This is a genomic window from Paenibacillus sp. USHLN196 (assembly GCF_037144955.1).
GTDB lineage: Bacteria > Bacillota > Bacilli > Paenibacillales > Paenibacillaceae > Paenibacillus > Paenibacillus xylanexedens_C.
The window spans coordinates 276836-289386 of sequence record NZ_JBBCYH010000004.1 but is presented as its reverse complement, the minus strand read 5'-3'; the positions used below and the strand labels follow the sequence as shown (position 1 = coordinate 289386).

Here is a 12551-nt window from a genome sequence, read left to right as displayed (position 1 = left end):
CAGATACAATATGTATTTATAGTTTTACTCTATGATACAAAATGTATCATGTCAATCTTTTATTTTCACCTTTTCATAAATTCTACTCTTTCACTGTATTCTGCTGTCTGTCGTTTAAGCACTTATTCCTGATCAATTATGTTCTGATTGCACAAACGCGAATAAGCTCCAGACATGTTCTGTGAGGAACAATGCCTGAAGCCATGCGTAATCCGTTGAGAAACTTACTATGAAAACCGTTGAACAATCATCAGGTGAACCTTACATTTGAACTTTTCCCAGGAGCTCCGAAACTCCCATTTCGCCCTTCTTCCTGATCTGCCAATGCAGCATCCTGCATCCCCTTCTGCACCTTCACAGTTAACAATACAGCAATGCCCGCGACGAAGAAGAAAATAAGCGACAGAATGCCCCAACGCGTGGAACCCATGATCTGTCCGACATAACCAAACACAAATGGACCGAAGATCGAAGAGAATTTGCCTGTAATATTCACAAAACCAAAATACTCTCCTGTTCTGCCTGCTGGTATCAGATTGCTAAACAGAGAACGCGCTGTGGATTGACTCACACCCTGCACAACTCCAACCAACCCGGCGAGCACATAGAAGTGAATCGCTTGTGTCATGAAATAACCCAGAATCACGATACATATGTATACGGATAAGCTAACGATTAATACCTGCTTTGCTCCCCAACGCTGTGCCCATGCTCCCAGTAACAAAGTGCATGGGAAACCGATGAACTGGGTTAACAGTAGTGCGAGCATCAAGTCGGCTGTGCCTATGCCTATACTTGTCCCATAGATGGTAGCCATCAGAATGATGGTATTAATGCCGTCATTAAAAAACCAGAAAGCCACCAGCATGCGGATCAACTGGGGAAAACGCCGCATCTGACGAAAGGTCTGCCGCAGTCTCCGTACTCCCACCTCAGCATACCCTTTCCACGAGCCGGGCATGTCCGGTGAAGCAGGCCGTCTCGGAGCATGGCGAAAGATCGGTATCGAGAACAGTAACCACCACAATGATACGGAGATGAACGCAAGCCTTGTACCTGCCAGTGTACTGCTCATCCCAAACCAGCCTGGTTGCTGTATCATCAGCATGTTCACAGCAAGCAGCAAGCCTCCTCCAATGTAACCATAAGCATAACCTTTGGAGGATATCATATCCCTTCGTTCCACAGGTACCAGGTCCGGCAGCATTGCATCGTAAAAGGTGTTGCCACCCGCAAAACCAATGGTGGAAATGACCAGCAACGCCGAAGCAAGGAACCAGTCCCCTTCTCCAATCGCGCTGAATCCCAACGTCGCAAGGACGCCTATAATTGCAAATACACGCAGGAAGTCGCCTTTACGCCCTGACAAATCAGCCAGTGTACCAAGCAGCGGTGTTAGCAGAGCTACGCACAACATGCCAATGGAATGTGTATAGGCCAGATAGGAGGCGGCTGTATCCGTATCCAGCGTTGCTGCTGCCACCGAAGCATAGAATACAGGCAGTACCGCTGCCAACACCGTTGTCGCATAAGCCGAATTGGCCCAATCATACATAATCCAAGCCTTGATCGCCTTTTTGTTCACAGAAATCCTTCCTTTTCATGCATCTATTAAATGATTGATGTCTTTCTCCTATTGTAAAGGAAGGATATCACACTTGTTCACTGTTTCTGTAAAAAATGGAGCATCTTCTGTTCGGAAGACTCACCTTACCTCCAAGGTGAACTTGCGTAATTGTATCATTTTATATCCGCTCTCATCACATATCGTCCTCGCCCGTGAATATACTTAATTACCGACAGGCCAAACTGTGCCGCGTAATCAATGGGGGGTGCCTACATGTCAAATTCACACCAGCCTTACTCGTTCGTCGTGTCGAAGGAAGATTGGTCGCTTCACCGCAAAGGGTACCAGGACCAGCAGCGCCATCAGCAAAAGGTGAAAGATGTCATCAAGCAGAATCTGCCTGATCTGATCACGGAAGAAAACATCATCATGTCTGATGGAAAACAAATCATCAAGGTACCAATCCGCAGTCTGGATGAGTACCGTTTTGTGTATAACTACCAGAAGCAAAAGCATGTCGGTCAAGGAGACGGTGACAGTCAGGTCGGAGACGTCATCGGTCGTGATCCCGCTGCTTCGCAGAAACCCGGCAAAGGCGAAAAAGCTGGTGATCAGCCTGGTCATGATATTGTGGAAGCCGAAGTGAGTATTGAGGAACTGGAAGATATGCTCTTCGCTGAGTTGGAATTACCCGATCTGAAGCAGAAGGACAAAGACCTGATTGAGACACATACGGTAGTATTCAACGATATTCGTAAAAAAGGCATGCAGTCCAATATTGACAAGAAACGTACCATTCTGGAGAATCTGCGCCGCAATGCTACGACCGGTACGCCAGGCATCCATCACATCAGTCCGGATGACCTGCGCTACAAGACATGGGAAGACAAAATTATTCCGCAATCCAACGCCGTTATTATTGCCATGATGGATACATCCGGGTCCATGGGTTCCTTTGAGAAATACTGCGCGCGCAGCTTCTTCTTCTGGATGACCCGTTTTCTACGCCGTCAGTATGAGAAAGTCGAGATTGTTTTCCTCGCCCATCATACGGAAGCCAAGGAAGTGACTGAAGAAGAGTTCTTTACCCGTGGCGAGAGCGGAGGCACCATCTGCTCCTCTGTATATATGAAGGCGCTGGATATTATTGACAGCCGTTATCCACCTTCCAGCTACAATATCTATCCATTCCACTTCTCTGACGGGGATAACCTGACCTCGGATAACGAACGGTGTGTGAAGCTGATCGGTGAGTTAATGAAACGCAGCAACATGTTCGGATACGGCGAGGTGAATCAGTACAACCGCAGCAGCACACTGATGTCGGCTTATCGCCATATCAAGATGGACCAGTTTATGTATTATGTGATCAAAGAAAAAGGCGAAGTGTACAAAGCTTTGCGCAGCTTTTTCCAGAAACGGGAAGGAGGCAGCGTTAGATGACAGATGAGATCCGCGACCTAGAATACGCTATTGCCGAGATTATGGAGATTGCCAATGGTTTTGGTCTGGACTATTACCCCATGCGGTACGAAATCTGCCCATCGGATATTATTTATACCTTTGGAGCTTACGGTATGCCGACCAGATTCAGTCACTGGAGCTTTGGCAAAACATTTCATAAGATGAAAATGCAATACGATTTTGGACTCAGCAAAATTTATGAGCTTGTCATCAACTCCAACCCTTGTTACGCCTTCCTGCTGGATGGCAATTCCCTGATTCAGAACAAATTGATCGTAGCCCACGTGCTGGCACACTGCGATTTCTTCAAAAATAATGCCCGCTTCTCCAAATCCAACCGGAATATGGTCGAAAGTATGGCCGCTACGGCGGACCGGATCAGCAATTATGAGATGGAGTATGGTACCGAAGCGGTTGAAGCCTTTATCGATGCCGTGATCGCGATTCAGGAACATGTGGACCCACAGTTGATTAAACCCCGCCATTTGGACAAACAACGCTATATGGAGATGAAAATGCGGGAGCAGCGTGGTGAGAAAGCACCCAAACCGGAAGGCCGCTATGATGATTTATGGTCGCTTGATGATGTGAAGACCGAAGAAACACCAGCCGAAGGCATTCAGGTCCATCACTTTCCGCCTGAACCAGAGAAGGATGTCATGTGGTTTATTCAGGAATTTTCGGAAGTGTTGACGGACTGGCAGCGGGATATCATGAGTATGATGCGTGAAGAGATGCTTTATTTCTGGCCACAGATGGAAACGAAAATCATGAACGAAGGCTGGGCTTCCTACTGGCATCAACGCATTATCCGTGAACTCGATCTCAACAGTGAGGATACGATCGAATTCGCGAAGCTCAACTCCTCCGTGGTGCAGCCATCCAAACAAAGTCTGAATCCGTATTATCTGGGACTGAAGATTTTCGAGGATATTGAACGGCGCTGGGATAACCCGACCCGGGAAGAACAGGATCGTTGGGGCCGTAAACCCGGCCAAGGTCGTGCGAAAATGTTCGAGGTGCGTGAATTCGATTCCGATACCTCCTTTATTCGGAATTACATGACTAAACAATTAACTGAGGACCTCGACCTTTACGTCTTTGAGAAAAAAGGCCCGGACTGGAAAATTACCGACAAGTCCTGGGAAAACATACGGGATCAGCTCGTATTTTCACGTGTCAACGGAGGTTCCCCTTATCTGGTTGTGCAAGATGCCGACTATATGCGGACCGGGGAACTCGTGCTGAAACATCAATATGAAGGCATTGAGTTGGATCTGAAATATATGGAGCGCACCATGCCTTATCTGTATCGCCTCTGGGGGCGTACGGTACATGTGGAGACACGTGTTGAGGATAAACCGATCTGGTTTACGTATGACGGCAAGAAGCACCACCGCAAGTTTATGTGAGGTTGTGAATAAGATTATCGAAAGATAAGACACAAAAAAGCGGCAAGTTCCCGACAAACACGGGGACTTGCCGCTTGGCATTTACTTTACTTTGATTGTACCGTTGGTGTACCATTGCCCTGCAAGCGCAGCGGTACAAAAAAGTCATGTTCGACCTCACTTGCCGGCAGCGGACGACTAAAATAATATCCCTGAATCTCACGGCAGTCATTCTGCATCAGAATATCCAGTTGACCTTTCGTCTCAATACCTTCGGCAATGACTTCCATGTTGAGATTTTGAGCCATCGATATAATGGTCGCTACAATTGCCTGATCGCTATGGCTCTCTGTAATGCCCGTCACGAATGAACGATCAATCTTGAGCTTGTGAATCGGGAAATGCTTCAGATAACTCAGTGAACTGTATCCCGTGCCGAAATCATCCAAGCTGATTTTGACCCCCAGTGCCGTGAGTTCTTTCAGGATTGCCGTGGACACTGTTGCATCCATCATCATACTCTCTGTAATCTCCAGCTCCAGATAACGGGCCTCTAGCCCTGTCTCATGGAGGGCATTCTTCACCTGTTCCACCAAGTTGGATTGATGGAACTGCTGGCTGGACAAGTTAACCGATACCGGAATGAGTGGTCCGCCACTGGCATGCCAGTGCTTCATCTGCCTGCACGCTTCCCGTAGTGTCCAGTTACCAATCTCATAGATCATTCCCGTCTCTTCTGCAAGCGGGATGAACACATTGGGTGCGAGCAGACCTTTGAGTGGATGATTCCAACGAATAAGTGCCTCCACACCAATCATGCGGCTATCCTCGGTACGAATCTGCGGTTGATAGTACAGGACCATCTCATCGCGTTCCAACGCTTTACGCAGGTAACCTTCCAGTTCAATGCGTTCATAGAGCTCCGAGTCCAGTTGGGCGGTGTAGAATTGGAAACCATTCTTGCCGTTCTTCTTCACTTCATACATGGCGGAGTCCGCATGTTTCAGCAAAGAATCTGCTCCTGCTCCATGATCCGGGTACATCGCAATTCCAATGCTGGCGGTTACGTAAAAGTCATTCTCCTTCAGTCGATAAGGTAACTGAATGGCTTCAACAATCTGTTTTGCAAGTTCTGCCACTCGTACTTCTGTCGCTTGATCCTGGGTCACAACTAGTGTGAACTCGTCGCCGCCCATCCGGGCCAGCATGACATTCTCCATAGCCAAGGGGTCAGAAGCTTCTATGGCTTTCATGATCCGGTTGCTGACTTCTTTTAGAAATACATCCCCAATGGAATGTCCCAGTGAATCATTAATCATTTTGAAACGGTCTATATCCATCACCATAACGGCAAAAGAATTCCCTGTTTCCTCCGAAGCTTGGATCGTGTAAGCCAGCACATCATCCAACTTGCGCCGATTGGGCAGCCCCGTCAGCGGATCATGTAGGGCTTGGTGACGAATGCTCTCCTGAACCCTCTTCTCTTCCGTTATATCTTTGATCAAAATGTGGCTTCCCACATGGTTACCATCAATGACAACAGGAACCACGACGATACTAAGGTCCAAAAGTTCACCCTGTACGTCCCTCATCTTGGCCATATAATGCGCCGGCTCAAGCCCATGATCATCCCAATCGATGGAATCAAATTCACTTATCCACTTGATATCGATCTGCTGAGCAATATCATCAATGGAACGATCCATGACCTCTTTTTCAGGGTATCCGGTGATCGTCGTTACAGCAGCATTAATGCCTTTGACGATGCCTTCCTTGTCCACTGAAATTATGGCATCGGAGTGGTTATGATACAGGGCCTGATACCACTGCTCATTCTCATGAATCCGTTGATCCTTTTGAGACATTCGTTGATTGATAAATATGCCAAACAACGTCAAGCCCAATGCAATAAATGTACCTGATGCAATCAAATAGGCGAGAATGCCTGGCTCAATCTGCATGCCTAAACTTGCCATCGAGCCGTGTGAATGATGGAACTGTGCGGCTGACATCCCGGTATAGTGCATTCCTGAGATTCCGATGCCCATAATGAGACCGCTGCCCATCTTGTAAACCCAGGTATGTCTGGATTGACGATAACGGAAGAAAAACATAAGCCATAATGCTGCGAATGAAGCAACTGCTGCAATCAGAATGGACAATACCACTCTGCCTGGTTCATACGTAACAGGAGTTGACATCGCTGCCATGCCCACATAATGCATCGAGCTGATCCCTGCAGTCATGAGTACTCCAGCAATTAAGAGCTTGCTTATCTTGCCGGATTGTCTGCCCGCAATGTTCAAGGCCACCCCGGATGCGACAATAGCGAGTAGAACAGATAAAACAACCTCACCCGTGGAATAGGAGACTTGCGTAGGCAGAACAAAAGCCAGCATACCCACGAAATGCATGGACCAGATTCCCAGACCCATGGAGACTGCACCGCAGGTAAGCCATACATTCCGCGCTACCCCGCTAGCCTGACTTACACGGCCTGCAAGGTCAAGCGCTGCATAAGAAGCTAATGATGCAATAATATAGGATAAAATAACAAGTTCTAAGTTGTACGTACCATGTAGGTGCTCCACTCACTCTGTCCTTTCAACCGGGAAATGCCTCATATGTATGCAAAAATGTAAAAAAGAAGCGAGTGCGCTGTCTGGATGACAGGCACTCCCTCCGCATCATTTGACTTGTGAACACCGACTTAGTTCAAGCCAGTGTCCTACATCGGAACCCGTTTAATATCAATGTGTATAGTCTAAACGTCCTAGCCTTGAAAATCAACACTTTTTTCCAGAAACACGGATGTTTAATAGCTGACATTGGCACATCCAAATACAGATCTGAACAATCTATTTGCGAGTCAGTAACAGACTGCCAAAACCGGAAGTGTCCTGATAAGAATTACCTGATGAATCACTCCAGATGGAGACACTGCTTCGCTTGCCGTCCCCGGCTCCATCATCATTAACCTGGAGATCAAATCCAATCCATCTTTTCCCTTCAGCCAGAACACTCTCCAGTGGTATTGCCACTTCAACTGTATATCCTTCACTTGTTAAGCGGGTGGCTGATTTGAAGCTTTCTTTCTGTGCATTTCCTCCAAAAGAAGTTTCATTATCAAAGTTAACCCGGTACTGAGCGTCATCCTCCTGGTAGTATGTTGTCTGGTCTTTACTTGGGTCGATAAAAATCTCGATTGAATCCTGCTCATGTGCATTGGAACTTGACTTGCTTCGCAAAGGATCTTTGACGTCTGCCAGCACATATACATACTGTTCATCCCATAGGAGCTGTGCTTTCGCCGTTGCACCGGAATTTCCAAGCACCCAGACATCTGTGGAGATCGATGTTGCCTTTTTCCAGACTCGATCCTTCTGACCGTCTACAACCGGCGTGCCATAAGTGACCTTCGCATGCTTCAGGGCAGAACCAAGCTTCAGTTTACCCCGATTGGCAGGTTTATCGGGCTGCTGATTGGAAATATCGTTCCATACGATCGTGGCTGTCTTTCCAGCAGCGTATTCGTCCATAATTCGAAAATCCAGAGACAGTACCTGCCCCTCTGTTAATAAAGCGGCTGACAAAGGCAGGGAGGCATATACGATATATCCCGTTTTGGTCTCCTGTACGCTGTATGCAATCTTATCCTTGCCTTTGCTTCCCTCCCGCTTGAACGTATACTGACCATTTGTGGAAGGCGGATTTTTTTTCTTGGCTGATAAAATCCCTCCAGTAGGTGCAGCGGCTGTGCCCTGCGTTTCTTCTGCAAGGAAGACCTGAACCTGATCTCCTTTGCGACGTGTCGTATCCTTAACTTCCACTCGCATATTCACCTTTTTGGCATCCCAGAGAACTCTCGCCTCACCCGTAACCCCGGATGTACCATCTGCCAGATCATTAATATTCAGTCCTCTTACAGCTCCCCACAGCATATCTTCCTGTCCTTTGCGATCTGGGAGAGAAGGGCTAGCCTTAGGCGCTGTCCATTCATTTCGATATATCGGAAGAGTGGTAGGATCCACCAATGCCCAATAGGCCGGTTTCGCTTTCAATTTACGATCGAATAGCAACGGGGCATCTTTGCGTCCTTTGACCGGATGATTGTCAAGCCATGTCCCATCATCGGCAAGTCCCCATACGGTGACACTGTCCATCACACCGCGTTTTCCCAAATCTTCGAACAGGTCGAACAGTTCACGATAACGATAGGCTTGTTGCAGCATTAATTCCTCTGTGACAGGCATCTCCAGTTCAGAATTACTTGAATAGATCGAAACGTCCAGCTCTGTAACCTGTACATTCACACCAAGAGCGATCACTTTCTCAAAAGCCTCACGAATGAGCTTTACATCCGGTCCGTACATCGACACATGCATCTGGAATCCAACCGCATCAATCGGTGTTCCTTTAGCAAGCAGCTTCTCTACAAGCTTCACCATATCATTCAGCTTGTTTCCATTGCCCTCCATTCCATAGTCATTAATCACCAGTACAGCATCGGGGTCAGCCTCACGTGCATATCGGAAAGCCAGCTCAATGTAATCACTGTCATCTCCGTCGCCATCCACATCCCCAATAATATCTCTCCATTTGGAATTACTAGCCTCATTCCGCAAGCCGCCTCCGTCTGAGATGACTTCATTGACGACATCCCATGTATGAACCTTTCCTTTGTACCGGGTCACGATGGTTTGAATATGGGTTTTCATCCGTGCAAGCAACTGTTCCCGCGTGGCAGGTTTCGATGCATCATCCGGATCAGTAAAGAACCAATTCGGCACCTGACTATGCCATAACAGCGTATGACCTCTGATTTCCATGTCATTTGCTTCAGCAAACTTCACCAGACGATCTGTCTCTGACCAGACAAACTGTCCTTCCTGAGGCTGCATCGCATCCATTTTCATAAAGTTTCCAGCTGTAATACTATTAAAATGTTTCGTCAACAGCTGGGAATGCGGATCTTCCGCATCCAGTGCAGACTGGTCGATTGCCGCTCCCATTGCATAGTGTTGTCCCACAACATCCACTAGATTCGGAATGTTCGGCTCTATTTCAACTTTTTCGGCTTCCGTAATCAGCACATCATCCACGTAAAAAGTAATCGTATCAGCCGGCGTCACTTCCGCTGACGTCTTCCAAGGTGTCTCTGCATACATGCGGAATCCCGTGATGCCGCTATTATCTCCAGGGATCACCACATCCGCCTCGATTTTTTTCCACTGTCCTTTGTTCAGGGTTGCAGAGGCAAACGTAGCATATTCTCGACTCGAAGCGTCGTTATTGTACTCTTTCTCCAGTGAACCGTTAATGACCTGACTGTCGGGTCCTTCATCGTACATGGCCCAAAACGAAATATGAACCGTACTGCCCTTTTGTACATGGTTTATGACCTCAATTAAGGGCCCATGGAACGTTTCGGTACGGGATGAGGTTCTCAGGCTGTGCGTACTCTCGTGGCCTACTTCCGTCGCGATATCAAGCTTTTCACTCGCACGTGGACGCCATTGTCCCAACACACCATCTTCAAAATTAGCCTCAAACAGTACTTCATCATCGCCAGTCTTAACGTCCGCGGCCGCTTGAGCATGTGCCCCTCCTGTTCCCACACTTGGGAACAAACTGAAGATCAATACAGCCGACAAGCACAAGCTCCACCATTTTCTCAAATGCATCCAATCTCCTCCTTGGTTGGTTGTTTGTGAAGAGTAACCTTTGTTCTGTCATGCGCCAGCCCTTTACAAGATCGTTGTGCAGGATTGGATAGACGTTATTCAATAGAAATTGTAAGCACTTTCATTATACGATTGCCAGCGAACTTTGTTTACCCGTTAAACTATAGGACTTATTCTAAATATGTTTAGTCCTATTCAAGGAAGTATAGAACGACAAAAAGCACAGCTGGTTAGCTGTGCTCCCTGTCAACGTCATTAGTCATTACATATTTACACTTTTAAAGGTGCTGTCGTCTGACGGATCACCAGATTGGAAGGTTCCGTAACAACGGGAGGAGAATAAGCCGGATTCTCGATCATGGCAATCAGATATTCGATGGACTTGATGCCAATGGAATAGATATTCTGATTCACCGTGGTCAACCCCGGTTTGAACACCTCAGCATAATACGTGTTGTCGAATCCGACAACCGAGATATCTTCTGGCACACTCAGTCCATGCTTTTCAATTTCATGAATTGCACCAAAGGCAGACATGTCTGAAGCACAGACAATTCCTGTGGGTTGATCCTGAAGGGCCAGCAATCGCCGGGCAGCCTTGCTTCCCCCATCGAATGAATAATCGCAGACTTCCAGATATACCGTAGAATACGGAATGCCGCATTCTCGCAGCCCTTCCCGATATCCTTCCAATCGCAGATTGGCTACGGCAGGTCCTAGTGTCCCTGAAATATAGGCAATCTTGCGATGCCCAAGCTCATGCAGATGTTTGACACTCATCGAGATTCCGTTTGCGTTATCCGTAGTAATGTAGCCGGCACGCTTGCCCAACATGTCCGTATCAACAAACATCGTTGGAATCTCTGCATCCACCAGTTCCTGAATACTCGCATTTTCTCTGCCTTCCCCAAATACCACAACGCCATCTACATTCCGACTACGGCAATGTTTGATGAACGAGTAAGCCGGATCATCGAATCGAGTCGACAAGCGGACAAGATCATATCCACTGTTCTCCAGCGCAGTCTTGATCCCCTCCAGCAATTCTGATACAAAAGGGTTCGTAAACGGAACCGTTAACAGTACGCCTACCGTCCATGAACGGCGTTTTACAAGTCCACGTGCGACCACATTGGGTTGATATTTCAATAATTCGATGGCTATATTGACTTTTTTGCGCGTTTTTTCACTTACATCGGGATAATCGTTTATCACTTTGGAAACGGTTGCAACAGATACTCCCGCTTCCTTGGCCACATCATGGATAGAAGCCATCTGATCACCTCAACCTCTTTCAAATCCCCTGTCTCCGGCTGCTTATTCTATAACATCGGCAGGTTTGTCTACCCATTATAGCTTAAAACAGCCTGAAACGGTATGGAAGCTTCCTAATGGATTAAACGTCTATTCCTGCTGTTCCAGTTTCTTCAAATCCAGAGACAGTTTCTCCATTGTTGTTGCAAATACAGCGAGTTCAGCCGAGCGTGACGCTTGGCTACGTGCCCCTCTGGACGTATGATCCGACTCCTGCTGCACACTGCTCAGTTTCTTCATGATTTGCTCCAGATTAGACTGGATTTTACCTTGGGCATCCCGGGAGCTGGCAGCAAGTTTGCGCACCTCACTGGCGACCACTTCGAAGCCCCTGCCGAACTCGCCTGCATGAGCAGCTTCAATTGCTGCATTCAGGCCGACAAGATGACTCTGATCCGATATCTCGCGAATGAGTTCACCCATTTTTCCAATCTGATGGATCTCCCCTGTTAATTCGGTGAGCAGAACCTGAGCCTGGTCCTGAGAAGCCGCAGTTTCTTTGGCTACACTCGATATAGCCATTGCATTTTCATTTAATTCACTAATCATGACTGTAAGCTCTTGGGTAATCTGCGTAATCGCCTGCAATGTATGTTGTTGGTCATCGGCAAGCTGATGTAACTTTTCTTTTTCTTTCTTCTCATAGGCTTCAAGGACAAGCTGTGAATCCAGATTGAACATTTTGCTGAGCGCTTGAATGACAAGATGCCAGGAATCAGGGATAACCTGTTGGAATATGCTCGTTGCAATATCCAGGTAGACCATATAGGTACCCAGATAATAATCTTCAGACAGACCAATGCGTGAATGCACAAGTCCAATCGCAATCCGTTGCTCAATATATGCGTCGTCAACGACTCCGTCCGTCATGGATAACCAGTACATTTTCTGTGTTTCTTTTAGACGATCAATGGTAGAGAATCGAGCGATCAACTCTACCAATACAGGATAATTTCCCACATGATTGTAGAAATGATCTACCACTTCATTAACGACTTTTTTAAAAACAGGCCGATGATCGGCAAGCAGTTTAAGATCCCCTGCGTTTAATCCCATGTAATCAAGTTGCTTCTGTCTTGTTGTGGAAATACTGCTCATATCGGGTTCAGTCAGCTCCTTAATAAACACTAA

General features: G+C 47.1%; 7 protein-coding genes. 2 read left to right on the top strand and 5 right to left on the bottom strand.

All coding sequences use genetic code 11. The features are described 5' to 3' along the window. Positions 1 to 250: 250 nt before the first annotated feature. Positions 251 to 1585, bottom strand: a complete 1335-nt coding sequence (locus WFI24_RS11190) for an MFS transporter (protein ID WP_336760748.1) — start codon at positions 1583 to 1585, stop codon at positions 251 to 253. 255 nt (positions 1586 to 1840) lie between these two features. On the opposite strand from WFI24_RS11190, the gene yhbH reads away from it, so the two are divergent. After that, positions 1841 to 3010 carry a sporulation protein YhbH gene (gene yhbH, locus WFI24_RS11185; protein ID WP_074094335.1) on the top strand — a complete coding sequence of 390 codons (1170 nt, stop codon included), beginning with the start codon at positions 1841 to 1843 and terminating at the stop codon, positions 3008 to 3010. Continuing rightward, positions 3007 to 4443: a SpoVR family protein gene (locus WFI24_RS11180; RefSeq protein ID WP_336760745.1), complete on the top strand. Its 1437-nt coding sequence runs from the start codon at positions 3007 to 3009 to the stop codon at positions 4441 to 4443. The genes yhbH and WFI24_RS11180 overlap by 4 nt, the downstream gene beginning before the upstream one ends. An 86-nt stretch (positions 4444 to 4529) precedes the next feature. On the opposite strand, the gene WFI24_RS11175 is transcribed toward WFI24_RS11180, so the two are convergent. The 4 genes from WFI24_RS11175 to WFI24_RS11160 all read right to left on the bottom strand — a co-directional run bounded on the left by WFI24_RS11175 (position 4530) and on the right by WFI24_RS11160 (position 12518). Next, positions 4530 to 7013 carry an EAL domain-containing protein gene (locus WFI24_RS11175; protein WP_336760743.1) on the bottom strand — a complete coding sequence of 828 codons (2484 nt, stop codon included), beginning with the start codon at positions 7011 to 7013 and terminating at the stop codon, positions 4530 to 4532. Positions 7014 to 7280: 267 nt separating this feature from the next. Then, positions 7281 to 10106 (bottom strand): endo-1,4-beta-xylanase, encoded by a 2826-nt coding sequence (locus WFI24_RS11170; protein ID WP_336760741.1) that lies wholly within the window; start codon positions 10104 to 10106, stop codon positions 7281 to 7283. A gap of 270 nt (positions 10107 to 10376) precedes the next feature. Then, a complete protein-coding gene (locus WFI24_RS11165) occupies positions 10377 to 11381 on the bottom strand; it encodes a LacI family DNA-binding transcriptional regulator (protein WP_145319714.1) in 1005 nt (334 codons plus the stop codon). A 129-nt stretch (positions 11382 to 11510) separates the two neighbouring features. Further along, positions 11511 to 12518: a globin-coupled sensor protein gene (locus WFI24_RS11160; protein WP_336760739.1), complete on the bottom strand. Its 1008-nt coding sequence runs from the start codon at positions 12516 to 12518 to the stop codon at positions 11511 to 11513. Positions 12519 to 12551 lie beyond the last annotated feature (33 nt).

Excerpts from the sequence above, each read along its gene's own strand:
- yhbH (WP_074094335.1), top strand. The coding sequence starts at position 1,841 with ATGTCAAATTCACACCAGCCTTACTCGTTCGTCGTGTCGAAGGAAGAT.
- WFI24_RS11180 (WP_336760745.1), top strand. The coding sequence starts at position 3,007 with ATGACAGATGAGATCCGCGACCTAGAATACGCTATTGCCGAGATTATG.
- WFI24_RS11170 (WP_336760741.1), bottom strand. The coding sequence starts at position 10,106 with ATGCATTTGAGAAAATGGTGGAGCTTGTGCTTGTCGGCTGTATTGATC.
- WFI24_RS11165 (WP_145319714.1), bottom strand. The coding sequence starts at position 11,381 with ATGGCTTCTATCCATGATGTGGCCAAGGAAGCGGGAGTATCTGTTGCA.
- WFI24_RS11160 (WP_336760739.1), bottom strand. The coding sequence starts at position 12,518 with ATGAGCAGTATTTCCACAACAAGACAGAAGCAACTTGATTACATGGGA.